We start from the raw sequence: 16,060 nt of genomic DNA, 5'->3' as shown, positions 1-16,060 counted from the left end.
GCAACCCATCGCGGCTCACGTTGAACCGACCGTCGACGCCGCCACAGCGCGTTGACAGGCTCCGTTGGCGATTACTTGATCTGCTTCCCCCAGTACGCCTGAATCTGTTGGACCAGCGTGCCCGGCAGCGGGACATAGTCGAACTTCTGAGCATCCGCCTGGCCGCTTTCGAGAGCCCACTTGAAGAAGCTCAAGGCTTCCTTGCTGGCCGAAGCATTCTTCGGATCCTTGTACATCAGCACGAAAGTGGTCGCAGCAATAGGCCAGGAGTCCTTGCCGGGTGCGTCGGTGATGACCTCATAGAAGTCCTCAGCCTTCCATTCCGCGCTTGCTGCAGCGGCCTGGAAAGATGCCGCGTTCGGGTCCACAAACACGCCAGCCTTGTTCTTGACTTGGGCGTACTTCATCTTGTGCTTCACGGCGTACGACAACTCGACGTAGCCGATCGAGCCCTTCGTGGCATTGACGTAGGTAGCCACCCCCTCATTGCCCCGGCCGGCCATCCCGACCGGCCATTGCACTACGGTGTCACTGCCGACCTTGGCCTTCCAATCCTCACTGACCTTTGACAGGTAGTTCACCCAGTTGAAAGTCGTGCCCGAACTGTCCGATCGGTGGACGACAGTGATCTTCTGATCGGGCAGCGCTACCCCCGGATTGAGCGCTGCGATCGACGGATCATTCCATTTGGTCACCTTGCCAAGGTAGATGTCGGCAAGGACCGCGCCCGTAAACTTCAACGGCGCCGGTGTCGCAACGTCTACGTTGATCACCGGCACGACGCCGCCGACTACAAGAGGAAACTGGGCCAAGCCGCTCTTGCTCAGTTCTTCTGGCGGCAGCGGCTTGTCCGAGGCGCCGAACGTAACCATGCCGGCCTTGATCTGGGCGATGCCACCGCCAGAACCGATCGACTGGTAGTTCACTCTCGCGCCAGTCTGGTCGTGGTACGTGGCAGCCCATTTGGAAAGGATCGGGAAGACAAACGTCGATCCAGCGCCCATCACGTCTGCAGCGTGCGCGGTCACTGCCGCGAACGCCAGGACGCCGGCGACGGTACGCATCAGGCCGAATGCCGCTCGCCCCTTCATGGCGCCGCGGTGAAGTGCCGCTGACCCGACCGGGGTCCAATGCGGTTGTTGAAAGTCAAGCATGGCAGCCGCTCCTTATTTCCATATTGCTGGTTATGTGGAATCGAAGTTTGTCCATCGACCATGACATATCCATGACACCCCCCTCTCGATCGGCCCAACGGCCTCCTTCTTCCCGGAGTAGCTAGGCCTGCCCTGCGGCAGACGATCAAGCCGTCTTCGACGGCACGGGAAGCCTGCTCTTTGAGCCCAGCGGCGCTCGGCACGGCCACAAACTCCTCGAGACCGTCACCCAGTTGTCACAAACGCTCTACAGAATTCGGCAAACATTTCTACAACTCTAGAAACATGGTGATCTAGGAATGTGGATCTGAGCGGTGCTTCGGCGTGCACCGCTGCATCGACGTCTCGGCGCGCGGCGGGCAATCCGCTGCGCATCGAACAACCAGCCATCGTTGTCTTTCCATCAGGAGCTTCTCGATCATGACTACATCCACTCTTACTCGCTCTCCGATTCGGGCTGCTGTCGCCGGCATCATCATTGCGATCGCTTCGGTCGCCTCGCACGCCGCCGAGATCACAGGTGCCGGCTCTACCTTCGTCTATCCGATTCTGTCCAAGTGGTCGGCGAGCTACAACGCCAAGAAGGGCACCAAGATCAACTACCAGTCGATCGGCTCCGGCGGTGGCATCGCACAGATCAAGGCCGGAACCGTGACCTTCGGTGCATCAGACAAGCCGCTGCCGCCGGAGGAGCTCGCAGCCGCCGGCCTGGTGCAGTTTCCGGTGGTGATCGGCGGCGTGGTGCCGGTGGTAAACATCGAGGATGCAAAGGCCGGCGACATGCGCTTCACCGGTCCTCTCCTTGCCGACATCTTCCTCGGCAAGGTGACCAAGTGGAACGACCCCGCGATCGCCGCCCTGAATCCCAAGATGAAATTGCCGGACCAGAAGATCACGGTGGTGCATCGCTCCGACGGCTCCGGCACGACCTTCAACTGGGTGAACTACCTGTCGAAGGTCAGCGAGGAATGGAAGAGCAAGGTCGGTGAAGGCACCTCGGTGAACTGGCCAGCCGGTGTCGGCGGCAAGGGGAACGAAGGCGTGGCCGCCTATGTGAACCAGATCAAGGGATCGATCGGCTACGTCGAACTGGCCTATGCGATGCAGAACAAGATGAAGTACGCCGAGGTCAAGAACAAGGCAGGTGTCTTCGTCGACCCCACGCTGGAAACCTTCCAGGCGGCGGCGGCCGGCGCGGACTGGTCGGCACCGGACTTCTACGAAGTGATCACCGATGCCGCCGGCAAGGACTCGTGGCCCATCACCGCGTCGGTCTTTGTGATGATGTACAAGCAGCCGAAGGACACCGCACAGTCGAAGGAAGCGCTCGAATTCTTCAGGTGGGCCCTGCAGGACGGTCAGGCTGACGCGAAGTCGCTGGACTACGTCTCGCTGCCGTCCACGCTGGTCAAACAGATCGAAGCGTACTGGGCAAAGAACATCAAGTAACGACAGCCCGGGAGATCAGGCGGTCCGGCCAGCCCGCCGCGTGATCTCCCCTTGCGGAGTTCTTGTATGTCTCGAATTCAGACCCTGCCTGTGAGCACCACCATGCCGAAGAAGCGCACCGCGCGCGATGAACAGTGCGACGCTCGCAACGATCGCCTTTTCCGGTACGTCGTCTTCGGCTGCGCCATGTTCGTCCTGGTTGCGCTCATGGGTGCTGCTCTATCGATGCTGTGGGGTGGCAAGGAAGCCTTCGCCACCTTCGGATGGTCCTTCATCTGGAACTCCGACTGGGACGCCGTACAGAAGAAGTTCGGCGCGCTGGTCCCCATCTACGGCACGCTCGTGACGGCAGCTATCGCCATGCTGATCGCAGTCCCAGTGAGCTTCGGCATTGCGCTGTTCCTCACCGAAATCGCGCCTACCCGGATCCGTCAGCCCGTGGCCGCTGCGGTTGAACTGCTTGCGGGCATCCCTTCGATCATTTACGGCATGTGGGGACTCTTCGTGTTCGTGCCCTTCATGGCCAACCACGTCACCCCGTGGCTGGACGAGCACGTCGGACCGCTCCCCCTCATCGGGCCGATGTTCCAGGGGCCACCGATCGGCCTGGGCATGCTCACCGCCGGCATTGTGCTGAGCATCATGGTCATCCCATTCGTTTCGTCGGTGATGCGGGAAGTGTTCATGACCGTTCCGCCCCAGTTGAAGGAGTCCGCATACGCCGTCGGCAACACGACATGGGAGGTGGTCTGGGACATCGTCCTGCCGTACACGCGTTCCGCCGTGGTTGGCGGCATCTTCCTGGGCCTGGGCCGCGCCCTGGGCGAAACGATGGCGGTGACTTTCGTGCTGGGCAACGCCCACCTGCTGTCCGCCTCGCTTCTCGAGCCGGGCAACTCCATTGCCGCCACCATTGCCAACGAGTTCACGGAAGCCGATTCGCCCGTCTACCTTTCGTCGCTGATCGCGCTGGGCTTCCTGCTGTTCATCGTCACCTTCATCGTGCTGACAATCGCGCGCCTGATGCTCAGCCAGCTCGCCCGCCGCGGAGGGGCATCGTCATGAGCAGCTGGACCCGTCGACAACTCAAGGACTACGTCGCCAAGGCGCTCGCCATCGCCGCGACGCTCTTTGGTCTCTTCTGGCTCGCCTGGATCCTCTGGACCACCGTGAGCAACGGGCTACCCGCATTGAAGTGGGAGCTGTTCACCCAGATGACGCCGCCCCCGGGCCAGGACGGTGGCCTGCTCAACGCCTTTGCCGGCAGCATCATCATGAGCGGCCTCGCCGTGCTGATCGCGACGCCGATTGGCATCGCGGCCGGCACGTACCTCGCCGAATATGCGCGCCACACCAAGCTGGGTGCGACGATCCGCTTCGTCAACGACATCCTGCTGTCGGCGCCGTCGATCGTGATCGGCCTCTTTGTCTACGAGCTGATGGTCCGGCAGATGGGGCACTTCTCCGCGTTGGCCGGTGCGGTGGCCCTCTCGTTCATCGTGCTGCCCGTGGTGGTACGAACCACCGACGAGATGCTGCAGCTCGTGCCGTCCACGATGCGGGAGGCGGCGCTGGCACTGGGCATCCCGCAGTGGAAGGTCATCCGCCAGGTGCTGTACCGGGCAGCCCTGTCCGGGATCATCACGGGCGTGCTGCTCGCGATCGCGCGCATCTCTGGGGAAACCGCTCCACTGCTCTTCACGGCACTGAACAACCAGTATTGGACGAACGACCTGACACAGCCGATGGCCAACGTGCCGGTCGTGATCTTCCAGTACGCGCTCAGCCCCTATGAGTTCTGGCATTCACTCGCCTGGGCCGGCGCCTTCGTGGTGACGATCCTGGTCCTTGTGCTGGGACTGATCTCGCGCGGCCTTCTGCTTTCCAGGAAATCCCATGACTGAAACAACTTCGGCACGTGTGAGCGCGCTCCGACCGGCCTTCCAGCAGCCGACCCCGCCCGCGAAGATCGAAACGCGCAATCTGAACTTCTTCTACGGCAACTCGCACGCCGTAAAAGGCGTTAATCTGACGCTGCGCGAAAAACGCGTCACGGCGCTGATCGGACCCTCGGGCTGCGGCAAGTCCACGCTGCTGCGAATCTTCAATCGCATCTACGCCGTCTACCCCAAGCAACGCGCCGAGGGCGAGGTGTTGCTCGACGGGAAGAACATCCTGTCCAAGGACTACTCGATCAATCGGCTGCGCACCAAGGTCGGCATGGTGTTCCAGAAGCCCGTGCCGTTCCCGATGTCGATCTACGACAACGTCGCCTATGCCATTCGCCACTATGAGAATCTGTCTCGGGCAGACATGGACCAGCGGGTGGAAGAAGCGCTGCGCGCCGGCGCCATCTGGGACGAGGTGAAAGACAAGCTCAAGCAAAGCGCCCTCGGCCTGTCCGGCGGCCAGCAGCAACGCTTGTGCATCGCCCGTGCGGTCGCACTGAAACCGGAGGTGCTGCTGCTCGACGAACCGACCTCGGCCCTCGACCCACTGTCGACCGCCAAGATCGAGCAGTTGGTCGACGAACTCAAGTCTCGGTACACGCTGCTCATCGTGACGCACAACATGCAGCAGGCGGCCCGGGTTTCGGATTTCACCGGCTTCATGTTCCTCGGCGAGTTGATCGAGTACGGCACGACCGACGACCTGTTCACCAAGCCGACCAAGAAGCAGACCGAGGACTATGTCACCGGCCGCTTCGGCTGAAGGCGTTCACCACCTGAAGGTCAGCATGAACACTCCACACATTGTCAAAGCGTTCGACCTCGAGCTCACCACCCTGAAGACCAACATCGGGGCCATGGGTGCCTTCGCGGGCAGCCAGTTCACCGACGCCGTTCAGGCCTTGCTGCACGGGGACTTGGTGCTGGCGCGGCGCGTGATCGAGCAGGACCAGCAGGTCGATGCACTTCGTCGCGACCTGTCGACCTCCGCGGCCATGGTGATCGCCAAGCGGCAGCCGCTGGCCGGAGACCTCGACGAGGTGCTGGCGGACTTCCGGATCGTCGAGGACCTGGAGCGCATCGGGGATCTTGCGAAGAACATCGCCAAGCGAGCCATCGCGATCGCCGGCACCCAGTTTCCGGAAGATCTGGTGCAGGGCCTAGAGCAGTTGTCCGAGCTCGCGTCCCAGCAGTTGAGCAATGCGCTCAAGACCTTCCTGGCGCGAGACGCCGAGCAGGCGATGGTGGTGCGCCAGCAGGACGAAGCCATAGACGAGTTGCACACGGTGGTGTTTCGCGATCTGGTCTCGCGCATGGGGGCTGATCCGTCACAGGTGATCGGCTTCGTGCACCTGCTTTTCTGTGCGAAGAACATCGAGCGCATCGGCGATCACGCGACCCATATCGCGGAGGCCGCATACGTGACTGCCACGGGTCATCGTCCCGAAGCAGAACGCCGCCGGCTGGATCAGAGCAGCTCGCTCAAGAGTGCGCAGCCTGAGCAAGAGGGCTGACCGGACCTCGTATCAGCCTGGAAACTCCACGCCCGAATACGACAGCAGCCCCATCAGCACACAGGTGACCGCCAGAAAGCTCACCCACAGCAGCCACTCGCGGCCGCTGCGGCGGCTGACCAGCCACATGGCGAACACCCCTGCACAGATGCATCCGAAGTAGAGCGAAAGAGCGAAAGAGCGAAAAGCCTGCCCATCATATTTCGATACCTCCGGATTCATGGAATCGATTCTGAAGGCTACTTCATCTTCAGAATCCACGTCACGAGTGCTTTCACGTCGGCATCCGAAACCTGAGCGTTCGGGGGCATGGGGACCGTGCCCCATACGCCCGAGCCGCCCTTCTTCACCTTCGCGATGAGCTTGTCGGTCGCGTCCTTGTCCGCCGCGTACTTCGCGGCGATGTCCTTGAAGGCAGGTCCCACGACCTTGTGATCCTTGGCGTGACACGCCGTGCAGCTGTTCTTGGCCGCTAGCGCATCGCTGGCCTGCGCCAGCGGGGAAAACAGACTCAACGCCACGGCGGCGGATGCGAAGGAAATGGCTGAACGAAACAAAGGAATCTCCTATGAGGAAGTGATGACGGTGTCAGTCGCCGAGGACACGCAGCACGGCCTTCGGGACCGGGCGCTGGCGTGGGGGTTTGAACTGGCTCTCGGTGCCGATGGCGATAAAGCAGATGGCCTGCTCATGCGGCTGCAGGGCGAAGAGCGAGCGCATAGCGGGAGCATTGAGAGAACGGCCGCTGGCCAGGCCACTGCTGTATCCCAGGGACGTCGCGGCGAGGAGGACGTTCTGAATGGCGCAGCCCAACGAGATGAGGCGCTCTTGGGTGGGAATGCCGCTGACATCCCTGGCGAGATCTTCGCCATGGAGGACCGCGAGCAGCAGGCACGGTGCGCGCTCGGCCTTCTCCGCCGCCGCGCGGATTTGCGCCTGTGTCGCCCCGGGATCTCGTTCGATCAGTGCACTCACGAACGCCTTCCCGAGCGGGAGCCGTTGTGATGCAGGGATCAGCACGAAATGCCATGGGGTCAGCTGGCCATGGTCGGGCGCGGTCACAGCTGCAGCCATCAGTTGCTCCAGGTCGGCAGGCCCCGGTCCTGGCTCGACCAGGCGCCGCGCGGAGACTTGGTGCCGTGCAGCCAGGAGGGAAACCAGATCACCGTCGATGACGCCGACGTCCCGGGGCGGCATCGAAGGCGTGCCGCCTGCGTCGACCGGCCGTGGTTGCAAAGTCTTCATGCGGATCGTCAGGCAAAGTGCCGGTCCTTGAACGAAACCGTGGCCTTGTAGTCGGCCAGGGTCCCGACACGACGGATGCTCGCCCAGGCCCCCTTGTAGTACGGGATCACGTTGCGATCGGTCCAGTCGCTGGTGACGTGGCCAGCTGTGCCGTTGAAGTAACCGAAGAGCATGAATGTCTGCCCTTGCTTGATGGACTTCGTCGGGTAGACCATCGCGTAGGTGCTGCCGTAGTCGTTGAAGACCTCGACCACATCCCCCGCCGCGACACCCGATGCCTTGGCATCGTCGGGATTCATCTCCAGGTAGGCCATCGGATAGCGTCCCCTGACCTGTTCGTTGTACTGGTCGTGGTACGCGGTCTGCCAGACCTCGTTGGCGCGGCCGTTATTGATCCAGAACTTGTGCTTTTCCTTCTGCGCCGCCACCGGCTTGGGCAGGCCATTCCACGGCGCGGGCTTAAAGGCGGCCTTTCCATCCTTCGTGTCGAACTTGCCGTCGGCGTAGATCATCTCTGTACCGATCAGCTTGCCGTCCTTGACCTCCTTGATCGGCAGCTGCACGCCGTTATTGCCCGCCTTGCGCAGCAGCTCATAGGTCGCCAGGTAGCCCGTGCTGCCGCCCTGGCTATCGATGGCGCTCACACCGGGCCTGCCCGCCTGCCTGAAGCCGTCATTGAAGGCGTCTTCCTCCGTTTTCCAGTCGAAGCCGTCGAACTGCGCCGCCATCTTTGCGTTGCCGGCCTGCGTGTAGAGCGCCTTCAGCGTGTTGGCGATGTCGGCGGCGATGAGGCAGTCCGGCCGCGCCGAGCCGGGTGGGTCCATGAAGCGCTCCGACAGGCGCAGCCGGCGCTCGCCATTCATCGAGGTCAGGTTCATCTCGCCCGGCTGGGCGGCGGGCAGCAGCAACTGGGCAGCCTCGGCCAACTTTGTGGGGTACAGGTTGATGCCGACGACGAACAACCCACCCTTGTTCTTGCACGCGTCGTAGATCACGTCAACCATTGCGGCCACATCGGCGCCGCGCGCCTTGACCATCGCCTCGCGCACGATGTTGGCCCGCCGGGTCAGCACCGCGCGGTGCTGCTCCGCGTTGTTGGTCGTCTGGAACGGGTTGGTGCCCCAGATCGTGTACATCAGACCGCGTCCCTGGATGACCTCCTGGTCGATGTAGATCTTCTTGTCCCCGGGGTATGGTGGGCGCGTGTAGCCCTCCTGGTGGCCACCCATGCGGACGACCCCGGTCCCGCGGCGCCCCACGTTCTGCGTGGCAATGACAAGGCTCACCAGAGCGCTCTGGATGACATAGTTGTCGTTGCCCCAGATGATCCCTTTCTCGTAGGGGTGCATCGTGCGCGGGCGATGCCCCGAGGCCTTCGGCTTGTAGGCCCACTCGGCCGCCTGCTTGATCTTGTCGACGGACAGGCCGGTGACCTTCGCGCCGTCCTCGAGCGACATGCGGTTGGTCTTCACCGCGTCGTCGAAGCCCGATGTGTGCTGGGCGATGAACGCCTTGTCGTGCCAGCCCTGGTCGACCACGTAGGTGAACAGCGTGTTGAACAGCGCCGTGTCAGTGCCCGGCTCCAGATCCAGGTGCAGCACGTTCTCCTTGCCCGCAATCTGCTCGGCGATGGCGATCGTGGAGGTGCGGCGCGGGTCCACCACGATCAGCTTGGCGGCGGCCGTGGTCTCCCCCTGGAACCACTTTTTCTTCTTGTCGGCGGTGCCGCCCGAGAGGTTGGGCACCCAGTGATTCAGGAAGTAGTTCGTCTGGGTTTCATACGGGTTGCAGCCGGTGGCCAGGATGCAGTCCGCAACCTCGGCATCTTCGTAGCTGTTGTTGAGCTCGCCAATGCCCATCTCGCGGGTGGCGTGGCATTCGGAGTTGTAGGCCGGCCGGTTGTGGATGCGCACCATGGGTGTCTTGAGCGCCGAGAACATCAGCTTGCCCGTGCCCCAGGTGTTCTCGAAGCCGCCTCCGGCGCCGCCGTGGTCGAAGCAGTCGAACATCACGCCAGAGGGACCATCAGTGTCGAGGATCTTCTTCGTCACGCCGGCATAGATGGCCAGCGCTTCGCTCCAGTTCGTATCGAGCCACTCACTGCCCCGGAAGATCCGCGGCGTCTTCAGCCGCTCCTTGCCGATGCCATCGGCCGAGTACATGTACGAGCCCATCTTCCCGCCACGCGTGGAGGACAGGCCGCTGTTGACCACGCATTCCTTGTCCGGCACCACCATGATGTTCCAGCGCTTGCCCGAACGATCGGTGATGGTGTTCGTCATGGCCGGCGTCATCGTGAGCGCCATTGGCGGCACCTGTTTGCGGAAGTCCACGCCCAGCGCGTTGTCTCCGGGAGCTCGACCGCCTTCGCGGTTCGCATCCCATTTATAGACGTGATACCCGCAACCGACGATGCAGAAGTGGCACGTCATGTTGGTCTTCTGGGCATCCTTGGTGGGCAGCGCGATGCGGTCCCGGATCTCGGTGGTCATGGTCTTGCCCCTTACAGCACGTTGGACTGGCGGCCGTAGAGCAGCCCGTTGATCGCAACGGCCTGCAGGCTGTCGCTGCGCGCGTCGTACTCCAGCAGCACCTGTGGCAGGTCCTCCGTGGCCTGCCCGCAGACCATCTGACCGCTGTTCTCGGGGTCGAACACCGAGAAATGGCAGCCGCATTTGAAGGTCCGGGTGCCGGGGTCGTACGCCACGGGGCAACCCATGTGCGTGCACATCCCGCTGTACGCCACGATGTCCTTGTTGGGGCCAACGCCGCCCGGTACCGGCGTCCCCATGCGGATGGCGTAGCACGGAGAGCTCGCGTCCGGGTAGCTGAAGCTGACGGCCTGGTTGACGGGCATGGCGCTGGCCTTGCCGACCGCGCGGCGCGGGTATTTCAGGGTTGTGGCGCCCGGGGCGAGTTGCGCTACGGGCTGGGCAGCATGGGCGGGCGTCAGGCTGGAGGTGGCCAGCGCGGCCGCGCCGCCGCCGCTGGTCAGCATGAAGATCCGCCGACTGACTTTCGGGTTTTCCATCGTGTCTCCGTTGTTGGGCAAGCGCTTCTCCATGCGCAAGACAGGTGCCAACGGAGCGTTCCAATGTTTTCAACGACTTAGGACGACAGCGCCTCGGGAATGTCCGGATCACGTAACGCCATGCCGGCGAGTAAGTTACGAATTCGTAACCCCTACGACCCCTAGTATGCGACGAAGAACGCTGCTCCAGGCACTGCCCGCGCTGGCCGGATGGACTTCCCTGGACGCCAGCCGCGCCGCCGAACGTCCGCGCATTCGCATCGGGCTGACGGCGGTCATCCTGGCCGACCAGGTCGCGTTTCTCTCGCGATGGGGCGACTACCTGTCCAGCCGGACCGGGGCGTCCGTGACCTTCTCGGCGCGCGAGTCCTACCAGGAAATCCTGGACCTGCTGTTCAGTGGCCAGCTCGAGGCCGCCTGGATCTGCGGCTATCCCTACGTGCTCCAGCAAACCCGTCTCGAACTGCTGGCGGTGCCCATCTATGAGGACAAACCGCTGTATCGGTCCTACCTCATCCGCCCGGCCAGCAAGAGCAATGGCATCGAAGGCTGGACCGATCTGAAGGGGCGTGTGCTCGCGTATTCGGACCCTCTGTCCAACTCGGGATGGCTGGTACCGCAAGCGCAGTTGCGCGCTGCGGGCTTGCTTCCGCGCGATCTGCGCCGCGGCTTCTTTGCCCATGGCCATCGAAACGTCGCGGAAGCCGTGGCCGCCCGGCTGGCCGACGCCGGGTGCATCGACGGCTACGTGTGGGAGACGATGCGGCGGCAGAAGATGACAGCAGCCGAGCGCACCGAGGTCGTCTGGCGCTCCGAACCCTACGGTTTCCCGCCGCTGGTGGTGCGCAAGGGAGCGCTTGGTGAACTCACCCAGCAGCTGCGATTGTCATTGCTCGCCATGAGCCAGGACGTGGAAGGCCAGGGTTTACTGCAGGCGCTCAACCTCGATGGTTTCGCGCAAGAGCCGGGCGGCATCTTCGCTTCGATCGAGAAGCTGGCGGCCGAGCAGGCACGCGTGAGCTGACGCCATGCTCGGCCGCTTGCCTTACCGCTTCCAGATTCCCTTCGGACTGGTGCTGGCCGTCGTAGTGTCAGCGCTGCTGGTATCGGCCGTGGCCGCCCAGATTTCCGCACGCTCGGTGCGCCAAGAGATCCTCTCGACGGTCAGGCAATCCATGGTCCTGCTGAGCGCGCAGGCGCGGCCGTTGCTGGCGTCCGAGGACACCTGGCGCGCCTTCACCCTGCTGCGCGATACCGCGGCCCTGCTGCCGGGTGCCGATCACGGACAGACACGAGGAGCGATCCTGGACGCAAAGGGTCGCTTCCTGGCTGGCTCTGATCCCGCCCGGCTCGCTACTGGCGAGCAGGCTCTCGGCCAGCGGGTCGGCACAAGGGTCACGCCTTCGGCGCAGGAGATCCGCGGCCACATGGAACTGCCCGACCAGGCCGGGGACCTGACGCTGGTCGAGCCGATCCAGAGCGAAGACGGCGAGGTGCTCGGTTTTGTCTACGTGGAGGTCGACGCACCGGTATTCGCGCCCGACTGGGTCGCGGTCGCTCAGCCAGCGCTCATCGGCGCCATGCTCGCGGCCGCATTGCTCGCGCCGGCCGGCTGGTGGCTCGGCGAACGCATGGGGCGCCCGATCGCCCAGATTGCCGACTGCATTGCCCGAATCGGCAACACGAGCGCAGCGCAGCTGCAGGCAGAAGTGCCCGAAGCCAAGGATCCGGAACTCAACCGGATCGGCAATGCCGTGCGGCGCCTGCTTTCCGAGCTCGAGGTACGGCAAGCCGCGGAGCAGCGCGCCTTGTCGGCGGAGCGTCTTGCAGCCGTCGGCCGCATCACTGCGGCGGTCGCGCACGAGATCAACAATCCGCTGGCCGGCTTGCTCACGGCAGCCCAGACACTGCGCATTCACGGCGCATCCGAAGAGGCGCGCCTGAGGAGCATCGATCTTGTCGACCGTGGCCTGAAGCAGATCCAGACGATGACGGCAGCGCTGCTGCCCCAGGCCCGGGTGGAAGACCGTGCCTTGCAGCCGGGCGATGTGAACGACGTCATCACGTTGGTGCAACCCGAGGCCACGCGGCTGGGCGTCCGCCTGACGCATGAAGTCGAGATCGCATCGGCATTTCGCGTTCCCTCAGCCGTCGTGCGGCAGGTGCTGCTCAACCTCTTACTCAACGCCATCAAGGCGGCTGGCAGCAGTGGTCAGGCGCATGCGGCTGTGCACGCCGACGCGCATACCGTGAAGGTCACGGTCAGCAACAGCGGCGCGCAGCTGACACCGGATGCGCTGGAGGCCCGGCTGGCCGCGGAAGGCGGCAACGATCCGCGCGGCTTCGGCCTGTGGATCTGCCGCGAGATCGCCAATCGCTTCAGCGGCGGCTTTGGCCTGCTGCACTCCGCCACCGCGGCGACAGAGTTGTGTTTCTGGATCCCCAACATGGAAGCAAATGAGCAAGTCCCTCCTACTCATTGAAGACGACCCGATCATGGGCGAATCGCTTCAGCAGCGCTTCGAGCTGGAGGGCTTTCACGTGGTCTGGTGCCGGCGGCTCGGTGAAGCTGCGGGGCGCATCGAAGAACCGTGGGCCGCAGTCATCAGCGATGTGCGCCTGCCGGACGGACTGGCCACCGAATGGTTCGCGGGTTTGTCACCGCAGGTGCGCGCAGTGCCGTGGTTCTTCCTGACAGGCTATGGAAGCGTCAACGATGCGGTGGCCGCGATTCGCTCGGGAGCGCGCGAGTACCTGACCAAGCCCTTCGAGATCGAGCGCCTGGTCTCACTCATCCATGCGGCGACATCCTCGAGCCGCGCGCTCAACGACGAGGCAGTGCTCGGCGTCTCGAGCGCCATGCGCAAGATCGAAGACATGATCCGCAAGGTGGCGGGGCAGCGATCATCCGTGCTGCTGACGGGCGAGTCGGGGGTCGGCAAGGAGGTGGCCGCCCAGTTCATCCACAGCCTCGATCCGCGCGGCTCGCAGGCCGAGTTCATCGCCGTCAACTGCGCGGCCGTTCCCGAGAACATGATGGAGGCGGAATTCTTCGGCTACGAGAAAGGCGCCTTCACGGGAGCGCAACGGGCTCACAAGGGCTATCTCGAAAGGGCCCATGGGGGCACGCTGTTCCTTGACGAGGTCGGGGATCTGCCGCACCAGATGCAGGCGAAGCTGCTGCGTGCCTTGCAGGAGCGGTGCTTCTTCAGGCTGGGCTCGGAGCGTACGACGCGCAGCGACTTCCGGGTGATCGCTGCGACCAACCGGGATCTCTATGCCGACATGCTGGCTGGCTCATTCCGGGAGGATCTGTTCTATCGACTCGCCGTGATCAACCTGTGGCTGCCGCCGTTGCGCGAGCGGCCGGAGGACATCCGCTGGCTCGCCGAGAGGATGTTGTCGCAGCTGACGCAGGAGCACGGCAGGCCCATCGCGGTCTCCGAGCCATTCATGCGCGACGTGCTGGGGCGCACATGGAAAGGGAACGCCAGGCAGTTGCGGTCCTATATCGAACAGGCGGTGGTGCTGAGCGATCAGGGCATCGTTGATCTTCCCTTGGAGGACCGAAACCTGAGTGCCAACGAACCGTCACGGGCATCGAGCGACGAGTTCGTGCCGCTGCAGGCAATGATCGAGGAGACAGAGCGGCAGCACATCCAGCGCGCACTCGCCCGGACCGATGGCAGCGTATCCAAGACCGCGGAGCTCCTGGGTATCAGCCGCAAGACGCTTTGGGAAAAACTTAAACGCCTCAAGATGAGGACGGTCGAGGCTGAGTTGAGTCAGGCTAAGGAAGAGCGCTGACCCCCGAGATGCTGCTCGGCATTGCCGCACAACACGGACGGGGGCAAGTCCTCAAGCGAGGTTACCTCGAGGTCAAGCCGAGGTATGGGACGAGCATCTCCCGTACCTAAGCCTCCGAGACCGAGGTCACGCCCTTACAGAAGCTCTTCCCCCAAAATTGGCAGCAGTAACCAGTTCTTGATTCGCAGCCACAGGAAGTCGCCAGGAACATCCTCATGCACGATGTGCTCGCCATCCGCGTCGTGACTCAGCCACTGCGTGCGGCCGTCTGAGGAAGAGCGCAGGCGATACGCGAACTCGATATGCTCTGCGGCGATCAGGCTGTTGAATTCCTTGACCATCGCAGGACTTTCGACGACGAGCCCAAGTTCTGTGTTGATGGAAGCGGATCGGTAATCGAGATTCATCGACCCAACGAAAATTCGCTCGTCGTCCATCAGCGCGACCTTGGCATGCAGGCGGCTTAGTGATTTGCCGAAGTCACCGAAGCGTTTGGGTCGTACGGGGCCTTCAGGTGCAATCTCGTAGACCGTCACGCCGATCTTCAGTAGATCGGGCCGGTAGCGCTCATAGCCTGCATACGTGAGCGGCTCGTCCGTGGATCCGAGCGAGTTGGTGATGACCACGGCGCGACCACCGCTGGCAACAAAATTCTTCAAAACCGCCATCCCCCGGAGGCCTGGGATGAAATAGGGCGAAAGAATTTGCACACTGGTTTGCGAGGACGCGACCTCGTACAACGCGCCCTCCGAGACGCTGCCGCGGTATGCCACTTCGTGATCCAGCAAGAGCTTTTCGGGACTGTCGGCATACAGGCGCGCCGATGCCTGGTGGAGCTCAAGTTTCCCGGTGATCAACTGTTCGCCGACAGGCGAATGGCCGAGGATGTCGGAAGGTCGCAAGGCGACGTCCGGCGCTGCAGTGCGGACTCTTTCGTCGAATCGGCGTTGCGCGACGCTGGCAGAAAACGAAAGGGGCGCGAGGTCACTAATAGACCATACCTGTGCGCTGTTCCAGAACGCATCGAAGGACTTGGACAGTTCCCGAACGATCGGACCGCATGAGAGCAAGTCAACGTCGATGAAGTTGGCCGACGCGTCGCGCATAAAGTATTCGTTGCCGATATTGCGCCCGCCAGAGATCGCAAAACTGTTGTCTGCCACCAGGAGCTTGTTGTGCATGCGATGGTTGACTCGCAACAAGGAAAAGAAAGAGAGCACCAGTCGCGCGGGAAGCGCCGCCGCGCGCGAAGGCAGCGGATTGAAATGACGCACCTCGACGTTCGGGAACGTCGCCAGTGTGGCAAACAGTTCCTCCTCGCCACCCGTGTAGAGGTCATCTACGAGCAACCGAACGCGCACGCCCCTCGCCGCAGCGTCGCGAAGCTCTCTGAGGAACTGCAGCCCGGCATCGTCGCTACGAATCAGGTAGTACTGCACATCGAGTGATCGCTCGGCACTGCGCACGAGTGCAACACGTGCGTCAAAGGCGAAAGCCGCCTCGGGAAGCAACCGGAAGCCCGAAGTCACCGCTGAGCTGTTCACATGACGCTGCGCGAGTTTGCCCAGCGTCGTGTCAGCGTATTCGGCGATGGCGTGGGAAGCCTGACGATTGCCTGATGGCGAGGGCAGGCCGGCGCAGCCCACCAGAAACGCTGTGGCGAGCGTTGTGAGCAGAACACCCAATCTGCGAAATGCGCATTGCGCGAAAAACTGCATCCAAGCGTCAGGGAACATGGGCTCGCAATATAGCCGCCCTGCTTATCCCAGACGCGGGTGCATCGGCAGATTAAACATTTGTAATCCGCCCGAGCGGCGACTGACGGATTGAATTTCTAGACTGATGACAGGGAGATCAACCGACGGCCTACCGAGAGCATCCGGGCCGTCACGGCTTTCTGGCCCGGCATGC

The 16,060-nt window shown here is 63.0% G+C and carries 15 protein-coding genes; 8 read left to right on the top strand and 7 right to left on the bottom strand.

The window, feature by feature from the left end:
* Positions 1-71 precede the first annotated feature (71 nt).
* On the bottom strand, positions 72-1,064 hold the full coding sequence (gene pstS, locus AC1HIL_RS15655) for a phosphate ABC transporter substrate-binding protein PstS (RefSeq protein WP_296731947.1): 993 nt from the start codon (positions 1,062-1,064) through the stop codon (positions 72-74).
* A gap of 510 nt (positions 1,065-1,574) precedes the next feature.
* On the opposite strand from pstS (AC1HIL_RS15655), the gene pstS (AC1HIL_RS15650) reads away from it, so the two are divergent.
* From pstS (AC1HIL_RS15650) to phoU, 5 genes are all read left to right on the top strand, one after another.
* Positions 1,575-2,603, top strand: coding sequence for a phosphate ABC transporter substrate-binding protein PstS (gene pstS / locus AC1HIL_RS15650; protein WP_296731737.1), 1,029 nt, complete (start codon positions 1,575-1,577; stop codon positions 2,601-2,603).
* Between the two features lie 102 nt (positions 2,604-2,705).
* A complete protein-coding gene (gene pstC, locus AC1HIL_RS15645) occupies positions 2,706-3,668 on the top strand; it encodes a phosphate ABC transporter permease subunit PstC (protein WP_296731740.1) in 963 nt (320 codons plus the stop codon).
* Positions 3,665-4,507 carry a phosphate ABC transporter permease PstA gene (gene pstA / locus AC1HIL_RS15640; protein ID WP_296731743.1) on the top strand — a complete coding sequence of 281 codons (843 nt, stop codon included), beginning with the start codon at positions 3,665-3,667 and terminating at the stop codon, positions 4,505-4,507. The genes pstC and pstA overlap by 4 nt, the downstream gene beginning before the upstream one ends.
* Positions 4,500-5,315: a phosphate ABC transporter ATP-binding protein PstB gene (gene pstB / locus AC1HIL_RS15635; protein ID WP_296731747.1), complete on the top strand. Its 816-nt coding sequence runs from the start codon at positions 4,500-4,502 to the stop codon at positions 5,313-5,315. The genes pstA and pstB overlap by 8 nt, the downstream gene beginning before the upstream one ends.
* 25 nt (positions 5,316-5,340) lie before the next feature.
* A complete protein-coding gene (phoU, locus tag AC1HIL_RS15630; protein ID WP_296731749.1) occupies positions 5,341-6,066 on the top strand; it encodes a phosphate signaling complex protein PhoU in 726 nt (241 codons plus the stop codon).
* Positions 6,067-6,078: 12 nt separating this feature from the next.
* On the opposite strand, the gene AC1HIL_RS15625 is transcribed toward phoU, so the two are convergent.
* The 5 genes from AC1HIL_RS15625 to AC1HIL_RS15605 are packed head-to-tail and all read right to left on the bottom strand — an operon-like array spanning position 6,079 to position 10,342.
* Positions 6,079-6,288, bottom strand: a complete 210-nt coding sequence (locus AC1HIL_RS15625) for a hypothetical protein (protein ID WP_398493963.1) — start codon at positions 6,286-6,288, stop codon at positions 6,079-6,081.
* A 17-nt stretch (positions 6,289-6,305) separates the two neighbouring features.
* Positions 6,306-6,623, bottom strand: coding sequence for a c-type cytochrome (locus AC1HIL_RS15620; protein ID WP_398493961.1), 318 nt, complete (start codon positions 6,621-6,623; stop codon positions 6,306-6,308).
* Positions 6,624-6,654: 31 nt separating this feature from the next.
* On the bottom strand, positions 6,655-7,311 hold the full coding sequence (locus AC1HIL_RS15615; RefSeq protein ID WP_296731755.1) for a nitroreductase family protein: 657 nt from the start codon (positions 7,309-7,311) through the stop codon (positions 6,655-6,657).
* Positions 7,312-7,319: 8 nt separating this feature from the next.
* Positions 7,320-9,803: an arsenate reductase (azurin) large subunit gene (locus tag AC1HIL_RS15610; protein ID WP_296731758.1), complete on the bottom strand. Its 2,484-nt coding sequence runs from the start codon at positions 9,801-9,803 to the stop codon at positions 7,320-7,322.
* 11 nt (positions 9,804-9,814) lie between these two features.
* Positions 9,815-10,342: an arsenate reductase (azurin) small subunit gene (locus tag AC1HIL_RS15605; protein WP_296731761.1), complete on the bottom strand. Its 528-nt coding sequence runs from the start codon at positions 10,340-10,342 to the stop codon at positions 9,815-9,817.
* A 166-nt stretch (positions 10,343-10,508) separates the two neighbouring features.
* Here AC1HIL_RS15605 and AC1HIL_RS15600 point away from each other — a divergent pair, with 166 nt between their 5' ends.
* The 3 genes from AC1HIL_RS15600 to AC1HIL_RS15590 are packed head-to-tail and all read left to right on the top strand — an operon-like array spanning position 10,509 to position 14,149.
* Positions 10,509-11,366 (top strand): PhnD/SsuA/transferrin family substrate-binding protein, encoded by an 858-nt coding sequence (locus tag AC1HIL_RS15600; protein ID WP_296731763.1) that lies wholly within the window; start codon positions 10,509-10,511, stop codon positions 11,364-11,366.
* Between the two features lie 4 nt (positions 11,367-11,370).
* A complete protein-coding gene (locus AC1HIL_RS15595) occupies positions 11,371-12,825 on the top strand; it encodes a sensor histidine kinase (RefSeq protein WP_296731767.1) in 1,455 nt (484 codons plus the stop codon).
* Positions 12,800-14,149: a sigma-54-dependent transcriptional regulator gene (locus AC1HIL_RS15590; RefSeq protein WP_296731772.1), complete on the top strand. Its 1,350-nt coding sequence runs from the start codon at positions 12,800-12,802 to the stop codon at positions 14,147-14,149. Before AC1HIL_RS15595 ends, AC1HIL_RS15590 begins: the two co-directional genes overlap by 26 nt.
* A 134-nt stretch (positions 14,150-14,283) precedes the next feature.
* On the opposite strand, the gene AC1HIL_RS15585 is transcribed toward AC1HIL_RS15590, so the two are convergent.
* Positions 14,284-15,867: a phospholipase D family protein gene (locus tag AC1HIL_RS15585; protein WP_479672762.1), complete on the bottom strand. Its 1,584-nt coding sequence runs from the start codon at positions 15,865-15,867 to the stop codon at positions 14,284-14,286.
* Positions 15,868-16,060: the final 193 nt, after the last annotated feature.

It is taken from the genome of Variovorax sp. ISS6 (assembly GCF_056523145.1).
Note: the sequence above shows the minus strand (reverse complement) of the source record. Positions and strands in the feature narration are given on the sequence as shown.

Coding starts and splice junctions, on each gene's coding strand:
- AC1HIL_RS15585 (WP_479672762.1), bottom strand. CDS start 15,867: ATGCAGTTTTTCGCGCAATGCGCATTTCGCAGATTGGGTGTTCTGCTC.
- pstB (WP_296731747.1), top strand. CDS start 4,500: ATGACTGAAACAACTTCGGCACGTGTGAGCGCGCTCCGACCGGCCTTC.
- AC1HIL_RS15625 (WP_398493963.1), bottom strand. CDS start 6,288: ATGAATCCGGAGGTATCGAAATATGATGGGCAGGCTTTTCGCTCTTTC.
- AC1HIL_RS15590 (WP_296731772.1), top strand. CDS start 12,800: ATGAGCAAGTCCCTCCTACTCATTGAAGACGACCCGATCATGGGCGAA.
- pstA (WP_296731743.1), top strand. CDS start 3,665: ATGAGCAGCTGGACCCGTCGACAACTCAAGGACTACGTCGCCAAGGCG.
- AC1HIL_RS15610 (WP_296731758.1), bottom strand. CDS start 9,803: ATGACCACCGAGATCCGGGACCGCATCGCGCTGCCCACCAAGGATGCC.
- pstC (WP_296731740.1), top strand. CDS start 2,706: ATGCCGAAGAAGCGCACCGCGCGCGATGAACAGTGCGACGCTCGCAAC.
- AC1HIL_RS15605 (WP_296731761.1), bottom strand. CDS start 10,342: ATGGAAAACCCGAAAGTCAGTCGGCGGATCTTCATGCTGACCAGCGGC.
- AC1HIL_RS15600 (WP_296731763.1), top strand. CDS start 10,509: ATGCGACGAAGAACGCTGCTCCAGGCACTGCCCGCGCTGGCCGGATGG.
- AC1HIL_RS15615 (WP_296731755.1), bottom strand. CDS start 7,311: ATGAAGACTTTGCAACCACGGCCGGTCGACGCAGGCGGCACGCCTTCG.
- AC1HIL_RS15595 (WP_296731767.1), top strand. CDS start 11,371: ATGCTCGGCCGCTTGCCTTACCGCTTCCAGATTCCCTTCGGACTGGTG.
- phoU (WP_296731749.1), top strand. CDS start 5,341: ATGAACACTCCACACATTGTCAAAGCGTTCGACCTCGAGCTCACCACC.
- pstS (WP_296731737.1), top strand. CDS start 1,575: ATGACTACATCCACTCTTACTCGCTCTCCGATTCGGGCTGCTGTCGCC.
- pstS (WP_296731947.1), bottom strand. CDS start 1,064: ATGCGTACCGTCGCCGGCGTCCTGGCGTTCGCGGCAGTGACCGCGCAC.